This window comes from Lysinibacillus sp. G1-3, from assembly GCF_056322905.1.
The window spans coordinates 1-19,337 of record NZ_JBWHYQ010000015.1 but is presented as its reverse complement, the minus strand read 5'-3'; the positions used below and the strand labels follow the sequence as shown (position 1 = coordinate 19,337).

The window sequence follows — 19,337 nt, the reverse complement described above, 5'->3', positions numbered from 1 at the left end:
AACCCTATAGTGCTATATGATTGATATGGAAGTATTTCCGAGAATATCAAACCATGTAAATTAATATAAAGAGTACCACAACTGTGCTATAAATTTTAATAAATTGTAGAGCTGGAATGAGAAATCATTTCAGTTTTTTATTCTACAATTTTAATTCTATAAAATGTTTGGTGTTTCAATATATTCTCTTACAGTTCTATATCCCTACAATATCTTCTAGTTAAATGATACAATATATTTAATATACTAGGATGGGGAAAAAGCATGAAAATAAGTGAATACTTTAAATTAAATAGAAAACAAAATGAATTAGACTTTGTCGATATTGATTTTAACAATGATATGCCTCTGTTCTTAGACCCATACTTTCTTTCTATTAGAGAAGATAGGTGGTCCCAAGAAGCGAATGCAACGCTCCAATCTTTTTTTCAATATATACTAACTCTGTTTAAAAACGGGAAAGTAGCTGATGCACAGCATAACTTCAAATTTACAGAACCCTACGAGACATGTCTTGGTTTATCGAGAGAAGGAGTAAAGGGAAAAAGTTTAGGTGAAGCAGATGCTACTAAACTTTTTCAGCATATCATTGATAGTGGTGGTTTAGAAGATGGTTTAATTTCTAGCGTTAATGAAATTAAAATATTTGTAGATAATATATCCCACGATAAAATATCAGATTTATGTACAAATGTTATTCGTAAACATTTAATTGAATATACAAAAAATCAATGTGAATTGTATGGCATCCCGCTACAACAGCAAGTTGCAACAAAAGAGTATTGGAATCCCGTCACTTTAGAATGGACTTCAAGTTATGAGGAAATGCTCGTTATAGAAGATGAACCCATTTTACTGGTTCCAAAGTCTATTGTTTGTAGAAAAAAAGGTTTCTATTATGATTCTGCACAATATGCACGACACTTTGTATTAAATTTTTTAGTGAGTGAAGAATTAAGGTTAAATACGAATTTGGTAAAGCGAAGAAAACTACAGAATGGTAAAACAAAGGTAAGCATAGTTAAAGAAGATGTTGCAAAAAAATATAATGCATATAGTAAAAATTATTTACGGCGCTTTACTAGGCAACATCCTGAATACTTTGATAGGTTTAAGGCTAGCGCAGAACAAAAATTATCCTCTCTAACTAATGAAGAAATACTAGAAGATCACGGTAATGATCTTTATCTAGACATTATTAATCGATTAATTCACGAGTTCACCGAGATTAACACTGGAACAAGAGATGCTGATAAATTTCACAATCATATTATTGCCTGTATGAATTTTTTATTCTATCCAAGTTTAACTAATCCAGTAAAAGAACAGGAGATTCACCAAGGAAGAAAACGAATTGACCTTGCTTATAATAATGCGGCGCAGGAAGGTTACTTCTATAACTTACAGTCCGTGAAAGATATACCATCAGCCTATATTTTTGTGGAATGTAAAAATTATACAAAAGATGTAGCTAACCCTGAACTTGATCAACTGAATGGAAGATTTTCTCCCAATAGAGGGAAAGTCGGTTTCATGGTATTCAGAAATTGCAAGAATGAAGAGATTCTTATACAAAGATGCGCAGATTATTACAAAGACAATAAAAATCTTATTTTACCAATGAAAGATGAGGATTTCATCCATATTTTGTCCCAGCTAAAGGACGATACGTTGTACAGAGATAATAGCCCACAGGAACAATTCCTGGGTGAATTAACACAAAAGATTATTTTAGCATAGGATGAAATCGAGTAGGAGGGAGTGATTAACTCCCTACCTCTCACACCACCGTACGTACGGATCCGTATAGGGCGGTTCAATTAAGATGAGTAACGCAAGGTTGCGATATAGCTTGTTGAATCAAACGGTCTGTCACGATTGGAATTCCTAATGGGATTTCGACACGACGTACTGGTTGCGGTTCATAGGTTCCCGTTAGAATTTGCGCTTTAATGGATTCCCAATTTTTGAGGATGTGCTGACGTAAGGTTTGTACGGGCATCATGTCTACTCCATGTCCTCCTTTATTCGCTTCCACTCGCTTTAATGCTTGTATCATATTCAGAAGTGCTAGAATTTGATTCAACATCGTCATTTCGTTCCTTTCCGTGAATAGCTTGTCTTCTTATGCCCACTTGAACTACACCCTCCGCAAATAACCTCATGGACTTCACCATTACTTTCTACTGGGTTTATTCATTCAAGATGGAATGCCAAGGGCTATTCTCTCTTAATTGTTCGGTCCTTCCGATTAGTTCTAGACCCAATCGTATTATGACCTCGGCTGACTTCTGATGGTTCAGCTAATTGTCATCAAGTAGGTTAAGAAGGGTACTTCACGCTTCCATCAGACCTCCCCGGGTAAGCGTATGCACTTTCACACCATCTATCCGCCTCATTTACTCGATATGACCTTCGACAGAAAGGACTTTGTGTTGTTATGCACACTCATCCAATCATACCTAGCCTTATATGAGATTCGTGTTCCTCGGACCGGTGTTTTGCCTCCAGCTTCCTTCAGATTCCGTGTCGCCACGGACACCCTTGCTCTTGGCTAACCTCTACTTCTGTCTTCGGGGTTCCGGGACTCACACCCTATAGTTCATACGCATGCCGGGCGCACTAAAGAGCCTTACTACATTTGATATGTAGTAAGGCTTTTAAAAGTTATTTAAAATCTTTTATAATAAAATTTGATTAAAATCGCCTTTTAATTTCCTTTGAGGCAGTTTCTTATTGGTTTTTCACAAAAAAAGGGTACATTATATTTATAATTTTATTTTATTTTCACTACTTTTGGACCTTCCTCAGTATAGCCCGTAATATTATATTGAACTACACCTCGATTTCTCATTTTTATTGCCACTAACTGCGCAAAATCTTCATTATGAGTTGATATCACAATATGTTTATCCTTATAACGAGAGTCCATTATTGCTCTAATAACATCAATTAAAGCAAGAATATTCACATCATCCATACTTTGAATTGGATCATCTAAAAACAATTGTTGTAGTTTACTATACTTTTGAGTTAACCCCAATCCCAAAAAGATACTTAAAGCGAGAATATTTAATTGTGCTGCACTGAACATCTGATCTAAATAAAGATCTATTTTATCACCTAGTTGTGTTTCTCCGATGAAATTTGTACCTCTTTCCGTATTAGTAATATGTAACTTTTTATGGAACGGATGTGGATTAATAGTTTCATACACCCAACTAATGATTGGATGTTTCTCTAACCGTTCTTTTACTACACGTTTTTGTTGACCTAGTAACCTTCCATGGATTTCAGTTATTTCTTTGCGATATACCTCTAAATCTATTTTCTTTTGAGATAAACTTGTTACTTTATCTGATAAATTATTATATTCTTTTAAATTTTCTTCATATATAGCAGGAAGTTTAAACTTACTTATCTCATCAAATTTTTGTGAAATGTTATTAATAACATCATCTATATCATTAATTTTTTTGATAGTAGCTATTATATCTTCCTCAGTATATTGATTAATATTCCCCTCCACTAGAAGAGCGATTTCACTTTCGATTTCTGTTAGGGAAACAGTACTTTTTAATATATCCAACTTTTCACTATTAAGTTTAAACCAATTTTCTTTATTTTTAATAAATTCCTCTAATTTATTTTTTTCAATTAACTTTGGTGTTACACCTTTTCCGAACAATATATTTATTGATTCAATTAGTTTATTATTCTTGTTTGAAATTAAATCAATCTCTTTGTGATGCTTTTGAACATTGGCATCAAATCCATTAATTTTCTTACGAATTTCATTCTCCACTATTTGGGACAATGAGTTGAAATCACTTCTTATATTATCCAATTTATTTAATAATTGATCGAATACTTGTTGCTTTAGTGATTCTTGAATTATTTTTATTTCCTCTATAAGTTCCTTCTCTTTAATACTTATTCCTTCAATTTCGCTATTCCCTGAGGCAAAGGTAGAATCAATAATTGCTAAAATTTTATCCGAAACACTTAAATTAGATTTCCAGTTATTAATGTTTTTAATGTCATATTTAATATCTGAAAAATCATCGTTTAAGCACACTGGACAATTATTTATATCAGGATTCACAATTAACAGTTTTTTTACCTGAGAAAGAACTTGTTGGTGCTCAGTATTAAGTTTAGAAATCATATCTTTTGTTTTAAGGATGTCTTCTAAATTTGATCTTTTTTGTTTAATCTTTGCCTGATAATCATCATAAATTTTTTTATTCTGATTAAACCACTCTAAATCAATTTCAAAAAAATCTTTTCTATCATTTAACAAATTTTTATATTCTAATTTAAAAGAAATCCATCTTTCAAATTCTTTTTTGATCTGAACCCAAAAGTCTTCATTTATATTTAACTCTGTTTGTTTTATTAATAAATCTAAATCGGAAAAAATATTTTTATTAGTTAATAATTTTTCTAATTTCTTCTCAAACTCTTTCATTGAATCAGAGGATTGTTTTTTTAGACTTTTCAATCCTTCTAATTTATCTTGAAGTTCATTATAATTGTTATCTAACAGATTCTTTGCATGTTCTGATTTTTGTATATTTGTTTTAGTGGTGTTTAGCAATTTTATTGTTTCTAATTTACTTTTAATGCGTTTTAAGTTTTCTCTATTTACTTTATTAGTTTCTTTTTGTTTTGCCCATTTTGATTGCGAAAAACTAACCTTCTGAAGGAAAGAAATACTACTCTCAAGATTTATTTCCTCATCGAGAATAAGTGAATCTAATTCTAATTCTTTGCTATACTCACTATTTTTTATTACCTTCTCAATTGTCAAGTAATGTTCTTGAAGGGATTTTATATATTCTTCTAGATTATCATAGCCAAGATGTTTAATAAATTTTTCTATTTCGCTCTGAGACTTTTTGAAATCACTTATTTTTTTCTCTAGGTCACCATTTTTCTTAGAAATCGAATTCCCTACATTCACATACTTTTGAACCTCTTGGAATACAGAGTTTAACTCCTCTTCTTGCAACAATTGCATAAAAATCTCTCTTCTTTTTGCAGGAGAATTATGTCGAAGAAAATCACTGATGCTTTCTTGACCAAGCATATGTGTATTGAAAAATACATCGATATTTTTAGCCTTCGAAATAAACTCTTGCAATATCTGTTCATTAGAAACCTCTTGTAATTCTTCATATCCCATTAATACGTTAGATTTATATAATTTATCTTTTTCAGTTGTTCGTAGTACATTACTATTACTTGTTCTAATTATTCTCAAACCATCACTAAAAATTAGCTCTACATAAATTTCTCTCTTTGTGGAATTCCCGTGTATCGGATGATAAAACTTGAGATAATGGCTTCTCTTAATCTCATTTGCCTGGTAAGTACTACCGACATAAAATTTTTCTAATCTATATACATTATCTGTTAAGCACCATTCAATAGCCTCATAAAAGGAAGTTTTACCAAACCCATTGTATCCTTTAAATATGATTAAAGGAGCATCCAAATCATCATAGACATAGCATCTATCTTTATTTTCTAAATTTTCGCCGTACCCTCTAAAATTTTTGATTTTTACACATGATAGATACATACTAGTCCTCCTTTATTAAAGTATCTATATTTTTTATAAGAGTTCTAATAGAATCATAATCAATGGGTTTTTCATCTTCATCATTCTCTATTGGAGAAAATGTATTTAAAATTCTTTCTGGGAAAATTAATTGATTAAACTTGTGCTTTAACTCATCAAAATGTTCATATTGTAATATTATTTTTCTTGCAACGAATCTATCCCGTTCATATTCAGCTATACTAGAAGACTTGAACGCATGATTTTCCGAATCGATTTTATTTAATCCTATAACATACATATCCCAAAGAAACTTAGACATTGGAATTTTTTCATCTTGAACAAACTCTTTATTATTCACATTATTAATTTTATCCAGCATTTTTCTTCTAAGCCCTGGCAATCGTGTGATTACCGTATCTATATCTTTTAACAATTTTATTTCACAAATTATCAGGATTTTATCCTTATCTAAATTACAAATTCTACAATTTGGTAATTCTTCAAATAACACACTATTGATTAAACCCAACTCTTTTATTAATTCATCCATTATTATTTTCCTTTCTTAAAGCTATTTGCAAAAGCACAGTCACCGTCTTGAGTCAATAGTTTTAAGCATGAAGTACACTTGTATTCAAACGATTGGAATAAACCTTGTTGTATTAAAGTACCGTAAGGTCTTGCAATATCAATTACAATATTTTCCTCTATACTTTTCTTGTCATATTTACATATGTTACAAGAATTCTCGAAAATTATTGTTTCATCCCCTATAGCATTTAGATATTCTGACTCCCGTAAACTATGCTCTATAAAAGAAGTAATTAAGGTTTCCTCATCTTCCCTATCACTAGAAGAAGGGGTTGTTCTTAATACAAAATCCCCAAAACCATTAAAGCCAATATTGTTAATTCCCTCTAAATCAATTAGTTCAACATCCCCAAGATTAGATTCCGAGGAGGAAGAAATTTCTGCCATAGCTTTAAAAAGATCCAATATGTTTAATGGATATGAATGTTCCGCACTCATAATAAAACGATTATTTACTTTCTTCTCTCCATGTAAACGTATTTCCTGAATCCATTGTTCAGTACATGCACCTAATACTTTTAAAATATGTTCTAATTGATCAGAAAATCCTTTTTTTATTAGTTTATTTTCATACTTAATTAATTCAGTTTCAATTTCTTTCATAGTCTTTACAAGCGAATCATTTTCAATCAGATCATTTATTGCATCTTTATGGCCTTTTACAATTTCACTTAACTCATTCACGTATAATACATGCTTTGTCGCGCTCGTGGTTGTATTTAGAAATGCATTCATTATTAAGTAACGGATATTTGAATACTGCTTAGAATCGAAACCAGGAAATTGTTTCGTTAATTTATTTTCAATATCATTATTTAACCGAATAACACTGTTATATTTCTCTATTTTTGCTGCAGGGAAATCAAAACTTACTTTTTTTGCAAATTCAAGTATTGTTATATCATCTAAAAGGTTCTCTTTTGGGATATATAAAGCATAGTCCTTTGGATTTTCATGTAAATAGTTAATCAAAGCAATTTTGACCTTAGGACTTTTAAGATGTGGATTATCATTTTCGTATTTTCTTTTAAATGTTGCATATTTTCCCTTAAAAGGCTCTTTTTCTAAATACTCATAGACTAAACAATCCTTAATATAATTAATGTAATCAAGTGGTTCAGGAAAAGTACTGTTATTCCAGTTTTTAAAGAAGTCCAAATTACTGTTAGATATAGGAACATTGGTATTTATAATAAACGATTCACCGACACGATTCACAGACTCCAGGTATGTATTATAAAAATTAAATATTGTATGCCTAATAGCCTCACTATATCTTGTAAAATAATCATTCTTATAGAACTTAGCCTCAATGTAACTATCATCACCCTTGTTAACTCTAATATCTGCACCATATTCGACTCCGACGTAGCCTTCTGAAAACTGCTCAGAGATTGAAACAAGCTCCTTACAGGCAATTAAGAGTTGGAAATAAAAACCAGCGATTGAATGTTTGACATCAGTTGATTTCCTGTCATTTAAACTCATTATTATCTCTTCTTTCATTTTAAAGTTACGTTAGTTCTTATCCTTCAATTATTGAAGAAATGATCATTACAAACCGATTTGATGGATATAAACTTTAGATTTATTAATAAACAAAATTAATTTTAGATAGCAAAAAAAAATTTGTATCTGTATAAAAAACCTTATTTATATAAAATTATACATTATATAAAAATATTGGTCTATGTTTCACCCATCAGATAATGGGCGAAATTTCATTAGCTCCTATAGCACAACTTTTTTTAATTTCGCCCATTTTTTTATACCTATAAGTGCACCAAGAATAGATGCCGCAAGTTTTAAAAACTTCACTTGGTGTCACAATGCTCAATCTTGTAAATTTAAATCCGGTCTTTCTTTTTTCCCCTCCCACTCTCTGGAATAACTTAACCTTCTTTTTTTTCCTTCATCGTTCTAAAATAATTTTGTGTATTGCTTTGATAATCCGCGTTAAAATGCTGGGAAATCCTCGCACTATCCACATTATTAACTGTTAAACTTTGTGCTCTCTTTCTAATATCCGTTTGAACAAGCGCAATATCATCAATAGATTTTACTTCATTATTTTTAAATCGTTCATACGTTATCATTGCTGCCCCTAACCAAACTGCTTGATTTACGGTTAGATTCATATAAAACACCTACTTTGATTCATTGAATTTTTATAGCATTAATTAAATTTTGGTAATGCCCCTCCATATAACTCAACTGCTTTTCATTTAACATAACTCGCAAAGCATCGTTTACATTCAAAAATACATGAGCTGTTTCATCTAATGATTGAGATATCACAATCTTTCCATTTAAATCAAACGAAATTAAATGTTTATCAAACAATGCATCATGATTCGGGCAAAGTAATAATCCATTATCCACATCAAGCCGTTCCTCATTTGTCGAAGCACTCCATGGTTTAATATGGCTCGCAATTAGAACGCGCGGATCTGTTACCCCACACAATGCACATTTACACTTACGTTCGATCAGTAACTTTTTAAACTTTCCCTGGCCTATACGTTTCAAGTACAATTAAACTAAGCAGAAAAGATACGGATAATGGAGTGGTGACAACTTTCAATCGCATTATGCAGCAATCAACATCAAATGATACACATTTTATAAATGCATAAAGATATAGAATGATTAAACGCGATTACCTATATGTATGACTTAACTTATCTTTTTTTCTTCTCAAAACTACATTAATTTCTATTTTAATTATTCTATTAACTGGATAGTGATCACATTGAACTTTGGCTGGAAAGGCACAATCAGAGAATTCCTACAACTTTTATTACACGACTTTGTTCAAACATTAACTTCTTATGTATATGGTTCACTTAGTTCACAGCAATGGCATGATGAACAAGAAAAAATTCAATCACAACAAAAAGCGTGGAAAGACTGCTTCGAAAAGCTGCAGCAAATTTTCCACAACTACAGTACTCTTGATGGCTGGCTCATTTTTGAATACACCATTTTGCGCGGTAGCGGTCGTCGTCCAGATGTACTTTTGCTACTTCCTGGACATGTACTTGTCATTGAGTGTAAAAGCTATAACGCCGTCAGTACTGCGGAATATTTACAAACTTCCCTGTATGTTCGTGATATCGAACATTACCTTCGACAGTACAGAAGCATTCACTTAAGGTAACAGGTGTATTACTACTGACAAACCATTCAAGTGATACACTGTTACCAAAAAATGAGTTCCAAGTGTACTTAGCATCTCAAAATAGCTTATGCAAATTAATTAATGGGCTTATTAAACAAAGTTCGAACAATACAATTTCAGCAGATCAATTTTTAGAAGGTACATATCAATCCTCCCCCTCTATGCTGGAAGCGGCACGTGCCATTTTAAACAATAAAGACTTACCGCGCATTAAAGCCGTTGATAGCAGTAACTTTGATGATGTATATAATACGATCCAATCCGTTATTGAGGAAGCACAGCAAACAAACACGCACCATCTCATTTTAGTTTCGGGTGAACCTGGTGCCGGGAAAACCTTTTTAGGCTTAAAGATCGCACATGCAACGCCAAATTCTGTTTATCTTTCAGGCAACGGTCCATTAGTTGAAGTATTACAAGATACGCTCAACAATAAGACGTTTGTTCAATCCCTTTACGGTTATAAGCGTGATTATTTACAACATGGCAAAACGCCTCATGAGCAAATCATCATTTTCGACGAAGCTCAGCGCGCATGGGATGCACAAAAAATGAATAGCCATTTAAGCGAACCAGATGTCATTATTCAAATTGCAAAAGCAAATAAACCTTGGAGTGTTGTAATTGGATTAATTGGTGATGGACAAGAAATCCATTTAGGTGAGGAAAGCGGATTAAGTTTATGGAATACAGCTATTCAAAACCAGGGTATTACCGTTCATGCAAAGCACGAAAACCTTTTATTTGAGAACGCTGAACGCTATGAACAACATGAATACTTACATTTAAACTGTTCATTACGTTCACATGCCGCGCTCAAATATTATGCTTTTGTGAATGCGTTGCTTGATGAAGATATTAAAAATGCTCAGCTGTTGAAGCAACCCTTGGAACAACAACGTTATCCTATTTTCGTGACAAACGACTTACAGCGTGCAAAAGAACAACTGCGAAACTTATATACAGGCGATAATAAAACATTTGGAATTTTATGTACTTCTGGTGCAGACCGTTCAAAACATGTTCCAGTAGTTCCATTCGGTGGACGTAATGTGCTACCAAAACCTGTGACAGCTTATTTTAATTATCCGAATAGCGATTATTACTGTAAAGAATTACGCTATGCTGCAACTGAATTTCAAACACAAGGTCTTGAGTTAGATACAGCTATTGTACATCGGGATGAAGATTTATACTGGCATAACGGACAATGGCAATACAACTACACTAAAGCGGGTGCTAAAAATCCACAAAAAATGAAACTTAATGCCTATCGAGTACTTCTAACACGCGGCCGTGATGCGACGATTATTTATGTTCCTAATAAACCAATATTAAAAGGTACCTGGGATTTGTTCATTCATGAATTAAAAATGCCGGTACTATAATTTTTCGGAGGGCCATTTATTAAAATCCCTTAATTAAATGTCGACATTTTCCCTGGTGAGTATTTGTAATAAACGAAATAAATATTAGCTACAGTGCAGTCTTACAGAATTCTAGCCACATGTATACTAAAAATAATCCACTTAATATAAATAAAAAATGCACTCATAACAAAAAGCTGCTCGAACAAATCAAGCAGCTTTTTCATCTATAATTGTGCTAGTTATAACTTACTCAGCATTATTTTCCTTATTACAAAACAACATTTTTAATGCCATATCAAATTTAGTTTAAGAAGAACGCCTCTAAATCATCTTCATTTTTTAAAATTTTATACTCTTCAACACCGACTTCTTGTGCTAATTGAATCGAAGCTGCAGCTAATGTTGCTTTATTCGCATTGAAGTCAAATGCAGCATCAATTAATGTGTTAAACCGTGCATACATTTCATCTATTTTTTGAATTATTTCATGATACGCATTATCTACTTTTGCTAGTAATCCTGCCATATACTCATCCATGTGATGCTTTAATGCAGCTTCTTTTTGACCGAGTTTCCCTTTTGCGATACCCCAAACGAAATTAGTCGTTACTGTACCGATAATCGCTCCGAGTACCGGTATTGGGATAAGTGTTTGTCCAATTGCGCCACCAATCGCTGCAATACCGGCTTCTAAACATAAAATTTGACCTTGAGTTACGACTTCATCTAAATCAATTTGACCTTTTTGATGATCTACTAAAAGCGAAGTAACTCCCATCGCAGCACTCGTAACTGCCCCTGCAAACGGAGCCGACAACGACGTTAAATTTGTCAAAGCATAAATTGAACCAGCTGTAACACCTGCTTTTGCACCAGCTTTTCCTGACTGTAGTCCAACCTCTTTCCAGTCATCAGCTGTAAAATCGGATAGCTTCGTACCAGATTTAACTTTTGAATAAATGTTTGTACATGCACTTACAGCTGTACTAATTGCTGCGGCAGTACCCGCAACCTTCATTCCTTCTTTTAATGAAGGGCCAGCATTTGCTTGTACTACCTCCTTTTTTTGCTCAGCCTCTTTATCGATTGCATTAATTTTTTGCTGATTTTCATAGACCATTTGTTCTTGGTTTTTTTGAAGCGTTTCGTGTGCTTTTCCTGTTTGTACTTCATCATATTTCGAAATCGATTGTTTTACAACATTATCAAATGAACGCCCTGTTTGACGTTCAATCTCATCTACTTTCTGTAGAATCGATCTAATGGACTTTTCACTTAAATCCGTAGGGTTTTGACCACTACGCAATGCTTGAATGATATCGTATTGATCTTTAGGAATTACATAATCCATCGCCTTATCTTGGTATTTATCAAAATGCTCTAACACACTGGACAAAGAATTATTCGTCCCGTTAATAAATTTCGACTGCGTCTTTACGCAGTTCAAAATAAAATCCTCTGGCGCTGTTCTTCCTACACCTTCAAACGTTGCAACATCTGCTTGACCGTTTAAAGCTGCTTTAGCGTTCCGAATATGCACCTCAAAGTTTTCAGCAATCTCACCATGCTTTGTTTTTTGAGAACCTAAATTATTTTCTGGTGAATTTAAAAACTGACGCATTTTAGTAAATTGCTGCAACGCCTTTTCAAAGTTTTCATTTTGAATTTGTTTTTCTTTTAACGAATCGCTAACAATTGAATCTAGCTGTTTTGCAATCGATTGACTTTTCCAAACATTAAATCCATCGACAGCAGCTGCAATAACTTGATCCTTCCACACTGTCATATTATTTTCCAATTTCCTTCATAAATAATTTAGATAAAGAAGATGTATTGTTAATTATGGCAATTAACTCTTGTCGTTGATCTGAAGAATATTGTTGGAATGAAGTAATACCTTGTGCAGAGTTCGTGAAATTCGTAATCATTTTGTATAATTCATTCATTAATTTTTTTGTTGCAGAGTTTAATTCAACAATTTCATATTGAACAGCATCAATTTTACGACGCTCTTTTACAATTTCTAATCTTTCTTCATCCGCTTTTATCGCAGCCTCTTTATTTTTTTTGCTTGCAAATACGCCACCTGCTACTAGACTTGCTGCACCAATGCCCCAGCCAATTGGACCAGCTAAAGCTAATAATGCGTTACCAGCGGCCATACCGCCACCTCCTGCAGCTAATGCACCACCACCAAGCCAAGCTAACGCAGCATTTGTTGCCGCTGCACCCGTTAATCCTGAAATTGCCGCACCGGTCGAAGCTGTTCCAAAAGTTGTAGCTATTGCCATGGCCGCAGTTGGTGCAAATGCGGCTGTTGCTACGCCAGCCGCTACACCTGCTGCCGTACCTCCACCTGCAATTTTTATCATTAATTTTTCATCATACGTAATTTCACTTAATGCTTTAAAGCTTGCAGTATTAATACGAATCGCATCGAATTCCTTGTCAAATTCTTTTGGTGTATTAGCAATTGAATTGATATAGCATTCTACATTTTCAATTACCTCTAATGCCGATGTACGTGAATTATGTAAATTCAACGCCGCTTTTTGTACATTTTTTTGTGCATTTTCATAATCAGTAACCTCTTTTTTTAACTTTTCAACAGCTTCTTTTTTTAAAGAACTATTAAGCATTCAATCACCCCAGAGTATAAATTGATATTATTTTACCATCATTTTGATAATATAAAAGGTTCTTCGTACCAAAATTTGTTTTTCTTGTACTTGACTAAAAATTATTAAATAGATAATTTAAATTCAAAGAAGCTGCCTGAATCCTATCAAGCAGCTTCTTATCTTATATTTCATAGTACTCAACTAATCCTTTAAACTATTTTCAATCCAAAGACAATCTACAAAAAACACCTTAGCTATAATTCCATCATCACTCACAAAATGAATTTTGCTCCATCCCCAGAAAATACCTTTGTTTTCGGATAGATTAGAACAATTCAATTTCATTTGTATTGTACTTCTTGGCATACGGATACATTTGATACATGTCTGCTTGAGAAATACTTTATTTTTACGAGGCTCATTTTTTAATAGTTTCCATTACGTATCAATAATAATCTTACGTTGCTACCCCAAAGTACAATATCTGGTCGTAAGTCAAACTGGCGCTCAAATAAATAATATTTTCGAGCAATCAATAACATCTTTCAGTCTATTAAATATTCGATTCCCGATTAAGATTATATGCTTCGACAGCTTTATCATAAATTTTTGTTTGAATAGAATAAGTAATTGTAAAAATTGCTATTATTACTGAAATCAAACCTAAAGTATTACCAAAGTTTACAATAAAAAGTTTTTCTGCAAATTCTATTATCCTTTCAACAATAGGGTCTTGAATCTGCATTGAAGATATTAACCATGAATAAAAATAACCAACTGAAAATATGTATACAATAAAATTTATTATAGCAGTATTTAAATATCTTTTTTGATCATAGATCTTTATAAATTTAGATATTTTTTTTATAGACAAATAATTTTCGGTTTGGTCTGATTCCTCTAAGAAAAACATTTTTAATATTGTGTAATAAACAACTATAAAACAGATCTTAAAAAATAACCACCATCCATACATGTATGCCAATAATGTAAATGCAACTATATAAACGATTGGATAGAAAAGTTGATCAGATTCACTTATATGATTTACTACTCCTAAACGAAATACAATTACACCAATCAAGACAAAAATACTTAATGCAACAAATATTTTGTAATCATTAGGTAACTTTTTATAATGTTCCATGTCAACTTTCAGTAATAGGATATTCGCTAATAAACAGATGAGATACACTATCGTCGTACCAATAATTAAAATCCCTGAACTATTGTTTGGGGTGAAAATTAATAGTATTGGCAAAAACAATAAACACATACAAAATAAATAATCATTTTTGTTCATTTCATTAAAGTAAAGTAAATGCTTTATTTTCCCCAATACAATTTCTCCTTTACATTCTTACATTGGTTAATTTATTAAGACAGAATACAGTCTTTTCAATAAAACTCTACAAGCAATACAAATAATATAGGAAAATAACTTGAAAATACCACAATGTTTTCCCAGAAATTTCAATTCACCTTATCTTTTACACACTCTAAAAATATTTAATCCGATAATTTACTATCTATTATCGGACTAAATAGCATTAATTTTCAAACATCATTAAATTTTTCATGATTACCGATAACCATATACGGAGCCCCATAAATTATGAACCCAAGTTACGCTTTTTAAAATCTTTTATCTTTAGAACCATTTTCGACTGTGAATTATCATTAAATATAGCTGGATCAACACCACAAATTTCACCGAGCATTTTAGGTGTAAGATATAGTTGATATTGTTCCGCTAATTTCATAGGTATTTCATAACCTTTTAAAATATTTTCATCCATTAATAATTCTAGAGACTGCTTAAATGCTACTGGTAATGTCATTTTTGTATCTAAATCAAAAGGCTCTGGATTTCTCCATTTTCGATAATGCATTTGTTTATATAATTTCATTTCCTGCTCAGCATTGATTAAACTAAGGTCTCTCGCCCGTTTTATCATAGCAGCCATTGATACATTCCATTTCTTTTTTAAATTGTAATAGGTTTCTATTTCATCCACAATTAATCCACTTAATTCCTCTCCAAATGAGACACTTGGCATTAAAAAAGTAGAGGCAAATTTATTTGCTTCATCTTCCATTACCTTATATTCATCTTTATCTAATTCTTGTGGGTTTAAATGCTGATGGAGGACCCAATGCCCTATTTCATGAGCAATGCTAAATTGTTGTCTAAAAAATGAACTTCTTTCCCCAATAGTAATAATAAAATATTCTTTACCATTGATTGAGTTCATACTACTAAATGCATCTACCTTATCTTCTTGATAATCCATATTTATAACAGCGAAGCCCATCAATTCCGCTACCTCTACAATATCATGTATTGGAGCAGTACCTAAACTCGTCATTCCCCTAATATCTAGAGCAATTTCTTCATAATTATCCATTAACTCATACTTTGAGCGATCTAGTAATTCTGGAAAATCAATAAACTGTTCTAAAAAATCCCTTACTATTACAGAATACTTTGTAGAAATAGTAGCAGGCTCTTTTGATTTCTGAGTTGCAGTTAAACGTGATCTAAAAAAAGTGCCTTCATTAATTATGGTAAAGGTTTCTTCTGAATAGAAGAACTCTCTGGGATATCCTAGTATATCAGTCAGTAGTAATGATTTTTCAAAACTAGGATCGCTTTTACCACTTTCATATTTAGAAACCATTTGTTTTGTGACATTTAACTTCTCTGCTAAATCAGTAATCGATAACTTGTTATAAAGTCTCGCTTCCTTTAGTCGTTGTCCATTAAATATCTTTCTCATAATGCTATCTCCAAACTATTTCTATTTTTTCAATTGTACAATTCTCTTTTTAGCTGGCTCTTTAAGGTCTTTTTCAATTTTACTTTCCTTAGTACCAGCATTTACATTATCATTTCCTAATACTAATTGATAGTTTGTATCGATTAGCTGTGTTAATCCTTGTTCCCAAACTAATTGATTTTTGGCGTTGAAAACGTAAGCTCTGACAGTAGAAATAAAAGATACATCGAACCCAAAAACTATAACTCGAGATGGATTTTTTTCAAATAACTGTAGCATTTCCCTTGCCTCATCGATGTCAAATTTGCTTTCATGCTTATTTGATGCAAATAAATTTAACGAAGTCTGTTCAGATAATTGACTCATCATATTATAATGCCCGTTAAATAAATTTAATAATCTCAGGTAATGACTATCATTGCCATTACATATAATTTTCTGTAAATTTTTCTCTGCAAAAAACACATATAATTCATTTTCAGGACCCACAATGGATAATGCTTCCCAAAGCTTTCCACGTTTAATTTTCCAATATTTCAAATCAAACTTCTCAGCTATTTTTAAAATAGTATTATATTTTAAATCCCATTTATGCTGATGTGAACTATTTTGAGTACCTTTACCAGATTCATTTAAAATAGATTGTAAATATAGCTGGCGCATTTCCGGGTCTGAATAAACTAAACCGTTTACAATATCTTTTAAAATTTTATCTTCTAAACTTATCATCTTCCAACCTCCTATCATACATACTATTTTAGATTATATTCAAAAAAAGTCAACTTCGCTAGTTTTATAGTTATAAAAAACATTTATTAAGGTATCGATACTATCAAATATCCTATCTAACAAATTCATTAACTAATTGCACCATTATTAAAAAATTGAAGGCATTATAAAAGGATATTACTCAATAGTTAACCCCTGAGCAATATCCCTTTCCTTTGGGAAATCATTTATAAATTATGAGTTTTAAAATACTGAACCAGAAATCCTTATACTGAATAATCAAACAATAGAAAAGCTAGGATTATTAATTTTTTCAGAAGAAGAACTCGGTATAACAGTATTGTTGCAAAACTGATAAATTTTAATCCATATACAAAGAAAAAAACTCTTTTTAACGCCAAAAAGCTTTCCTAAAACGAATTCTTCTAATATAAACTTTGAAGATTATTTAAAAAATGATTTGGATGATTCTACAAGCGAATTATTTTCAAGTACATACTGATTTAGTAGATAATAATCCATCGTTTTCAAACCTTCCTTAAGAGTATAAGCGGACTGTTCTAAATTTTGGTAAAGTGATAATAACTCTTGTTGCACATTCTGAGTTTCTACTATTCCTGAATGCGATTGTACTTCCGCTGCTTGTCTCTTAATCTCTTGTAAAGTAGTTTCTATCGTTTCTAATGCAGATGTAGCATCCCCCGAAATTCCAGCATTATATGCCTGCAACAATGTATTGCTTGATTTATAGAAATAATTATTACAATAATTAGAAATCCATTTTACTTCATCATTTACACTATGAAATGAAGATAAAAAAGGAGATTGATTATTGCCGTCAATAATGCCCTCTAACCCAATCTCATTTATTACATCAGAAAAACTTCGTGAAGTTATCACTTTTTCCGGAATATTCAATCCAACCAACAGTAAAAACGTTTACAACTAAAGTTTTAATAATACTAGCAATTGTATTTCTTTTGGTATTATGTTTAGTAGAAAGGAACATTCCTAACAATGCTCCTGCTATCAAACCCCCTAAATGTCCTGTAATTGATATATTTGGTACAGTAAATGTCATAATAATTCCTATGATGAGCATGCTAATTATTGATTGGCGATTCACGCTAGAAAGTTGCTGATGTTGCTTCACAATCAGTGCAATATAAATCCCTAACATTCCATATCCAGCGGCGGACGCTCCAGAGGAAATAACATTCGTCTCAAATATTAGCGTCACTAAACCACCAGCAATTCCCGTCAAATTATAAAGCAACACAAATTTAAATGTACCATATAGTTCCTCTAAGAATGGTGCACATATGATAATGAACGAAATATTTAACATTATATGTATCATTCCACCAATATGCTGATAAGTTGCTGTAAGTAAATATGGAAACTCCGACCAATCTTTATTCGCTGAATATAATGCACCAAACCTACGTGCCGTTTCATAATCCGTTGCTCCATCACCTAACACATATGTTAATAAATGTAATAATACGGTTATAAAAATAATCGTAGAAGTAGCAGTTATGATAGCTAAAGCTACAGGGCTTGACGGTGTCGCACTACAAAATTTAGTGATGTGCCTATATCTAATAAAAACAGCGGATATATACAATCAGCTGTTGAGGCAGGAATTATTAATGGATATGGAGATAATACTTTTAAACCAAAAGCAAAAGTAACGCGTGGTCAAATGGCAGCGTTCATCGCTTGAGCATTTGACCCACCTAAAGGAAATAAAACTTTTAATGATGTGCCAAGAGGACATTATGCATATGAAGCAGTTAAACAATTAGCTGCTGCAGGCATAACAACAGGATACAATGACGGCACTTTCAAACCAGAGGACAACTTATCACGTGCTCACATTTCAGCTTTTTTAGCAAGGACAATTAAATACCAGGTTGAACAAGAGAATAACACGTCAGAAACAACAACTGAACAAAAAATAACAATCTCCGAAGAACGCCTTTGGGATTATTTAGATTCTCCTTATGATTTTAATGGGGATTTGAGAATCAGAGTTGAAGATGTTTATTTAACCTCGGAATTTTTAAGGGTTATTGTTCATTATACTAATAACGGTGTTTATGGCGGCGGAATATATGATGCTTCAACAAAAATAAATGACAAAGATGCATATGATTTTGAGTTTAATTATAAAATGAAAGAAAAATACGGCTCTAAGGATGCACCTGCAGTAATAAATTTTTTAGATGGTACAGTAACAAACATTCAGTACTTTAAGCCATCCATAGTCGAAGGAGACACTGCTACTTTTACTTTTAGTTTTGGCGGTAAACATTTCACATTTAAAGATGTAAAAATACGACAATAAAAAAAGCCCAGGCTCAAAATTTGAACTGCCCCCCGTCAAGTAGACAGCGGAAATAATAAAAAATGTATTAAGCGGCTTGAGCCCTAAATTCTAAAGGACTCAAGCCGTTTAATCGTTTCTGATAACGATCGTAATTATAAAAATGA

Annotated in this window: 17 protein-coding genes and 1 pseudogene; 5 read left to right on the top strand and 13 right to left on the bottom strand. The window is 32.2% G+C overall.

Features of this window, described 5'->3' with window-relative positions; translation table 11 throughout:
• Window positions 1-264: 264 nt before the first annotated feature.
• Entirely contained in the window at window positions 265-1,740 is a 1,476-nt protein-coding gene (locus tag ACVYAD_RS16510) for a hypothetical protein (protein ID WP_427559235.1), read from the top strand.
• A 100-nt stretch (window positions 1,741-1,840) separates the two neighbouring features.
• On the opposite strand, the pseudogene ACVYAD_RS16505 reads toward ACVYAD_RS16510, so the two are convergent.
• The 6 genes and pseudogenes from ACVYAD_RS16505 to ACVYAD_RS16480 form a co-directional block, all read right to left on the bottom strand.
• A pseudogene (locus ACVYAD_RS16505) lies at window positions 1,841-2,089 on the bottom strand (group II intron reverse transcriptase/maturase); the annotation flags it as partial.
• 687 nt (window positions 2,090-2,776) lie between these two features.
• Complete coding sequence (locus tag ACVYAD_RS16500) at window positions 2,777-5,587, bottom strand: AAA family ATPase (RefSeq protein WP_476427177.1); 2,811 nt, start codon at window positions 5,585-5,587, stop codon at window positions 2,777-2,779.
• 1 nt (window position 5,588) lies between these two features.
• Window positions 5,589-6,119 carry an ABC-three component system middle component 1 gene (locus ACVYAD_RS16495; RefSeq protein WP_476427176.1) on the bottom strand — a complete coding sequence of 177 codons (531 nt, stop codon included), beginning with the start codon at window positions 6,117-6,119 and terminating at the stop codon, window positions 5,589-5,591.
• A 2-nt stretch (window positions 6,120-6,121) separates the two neighbouring features.
• Complete coding sequence (locus tag ACVYAD_RS16490) at window positions 6,122-7,648, bottom strand: hypothetical protein (protein ID WP_476427175.1); 1,527 nt, start codon at window positions 7,646-7,648, stop codon at window positions 6,122-6,124.
• 404 nt (window positions 7,649-8,052) lie between these two features.
• Entirely contained in the window at window positions 8,053-8,298 is a 246-nt protein-coding gene (locus ACVYAD_RS16485) for a hypothetical protein (protein ID WP_476427174.1), read from the bottom strand.
• A 19-nt stretch (window positions 8,299-8,317) separates the two neighbouring features.
• On the bottom strand, window positions 8,318-8,626 hold the full coding sequence (locus ACVYAD_RS16480) for an HNH endonuclease (protein WP_476427265.1): 309 nt from the start codon (window positions 8,624-8,626) through the stop codon (window positions 8,318-8,320).
• 286 nt (window positions 8,627-8,912) lie between these two features.
• Here ACVYAD_RS16480 and ACVYAD_RS16475 point away from each other — a divergent pair, with 286 nt between their 5' ends.
• Window positions 8,913-9,320, top strand: coding sequence for a hypothetical protein (locus ACVYAD_RS16475; protein WP_476427173.1), 408 nt, complete (start codon window positions 8,913-8,915; stop codon window positions 9,318-9,320).
• 62 nt (window positions 9,321-9,382) lie between these two features.
• A complete protein-coding gene (locus ACVYAD_RS16470) occupies window positions 9,383-10,729 on the top strand; it encodes a DNA/RNA helicase domain-containing protein (RefSeq protein ID WP_476427172.1) in 1,347 nt (448 codons plus the stop codon).
• A gap of 283 nt (window positions 10,730-11,012) precedes the next feature.
• On the opposite strand, the gene ACVYAD_RS16465 is transcribed toward ACVYAD_RS16470, so the two are convergent.
• The 7 genes from ACVYAD_RS16465 to ACVYAD_RS16435 all read right to left on the bottom strand — a co-directional run bounded on the left by ACVYAD_RS16465 (window position 11,013) and on the right by ACVYAD_RS16435 (window position 18,468).
• Window positions 11,013-12,497 carry a hypothetical protein gene (locus tag ACVYAD_RS16465; protein ID WP_476427171.1) on the bottom strand — a complete coding sequence of 495 codons (1,485 nt, stop codon included), beginning with the start codon at window positions 12,495-12,497 and terminating at the stop codon, window positions 11,013-11,015.
• A gap of 1 nt (window position 12,498) precedes the next feature.
• Window positions 12,499-13,350, bottom strand: a complete 852-nt coding sequence (locus tag ACVYAD_RS16460; RefSeq protein WP_476427170.1) for a hypothetical protein — start codon at window positions 13,348-13,350, stop codon at window positions 12,499-12,501.
• A 535-nt stretch (window positions 13,351-13,885) separates the two neighbouring features.
• Entirely contained in the window at window positions 13,886-14,671 is a 786-nt protein-coding gene (locus ACVYAD_RS16455) for a hypothetical protein (RefSeq protein ID WP_476427169.1), read from the bottom strand.
• 274 nt (window positions 14,672-14,945) lie between these two features.
• Window positions 14,946-16,112 carry an XRE family transcriptional regulator gene (locus ACVYAD_RS16450; protein ID WP_476427168.1) on the bottom strand — a complete coding sequence of 389 codons (1,167 nt, stop codon included), beginning with the start codon at window positions 16,110-16,112 and terminating at the stop codon, window positions 14,946-14,948.
• A gap of 21 nt (window positions 16,113-16,133) precedes the next feature.
• Window positions 16,134-16,841, bottom strand: a complete 708-nt coding sequence (locus tag ACVYAD_RS16445; protein ID WP_476427167.1) for a DUF5986 family protein — start codon at window positions 16,839-16,841, stop codon at window positions 16,134-16,136.
• A 444-nt stretch (window positions 16,842-17,285) separates the two neighbouring features.
• Complete coding sequence (locus ACVYAD_RS16440) at window positions 17,286-17,741, bottom strand: hypothetical protein (protein ID WP_476427166.1); 456 nt, start codon at window positions 17,739-17,741, stop codon at window positions 17,286-17,288.
• Window positions 17,716-18,468 (bottom strand): rhomboid family intramembrane serine protease, encoded by a 753-nt coding sequence (locus ACVYAD_RS16435; protein WP_476427165.1) that lies wholly within the window; start codon window positions 18,466-18,468, stop codon window positions 17,716-17,718. The genes ACVYAD_RS16440 and ACVYAD_RS16435 overlap by 26 nt, the downstream gene beginning before the upstream one ends.
• On the opposite strand from ACVYAD_RS16435, the gene ACVYAD_RS16430 reads away from it, so the two are divergent.
• Both ACVYAD_RS16430 and ACVYAD_RS16425 read left to right on the top strand, forming a co-directional pair.
• Entirely contained in the window at window positions 18,433-18,567 is a 135-nt protein-coding gene (locus ACVYAD_RS16430; RefSeq protein WP_476427164.1) for an S-layer homology domain-containing protein, read from the top strand. The two genes, ACVYAD_RS16435 and ACVYAD_RS16430, sit on opposite strands and share 36 nt — an antisense overlap.
• Before the next feature lie 39 nt (window positions 18,568-18,606).
• A complete protein-coding gene (locus ACVYAD_RS16425) occupies window positions 18,607-19,191 on the top strand; it encodes an S-layer homology domain-containing protein (protein ID WP_476427163.1) in 585 nt (194 codons plus the stop codon).
• Window positions 19,192-19,337 lie beyond the last annotated feature (146 nt).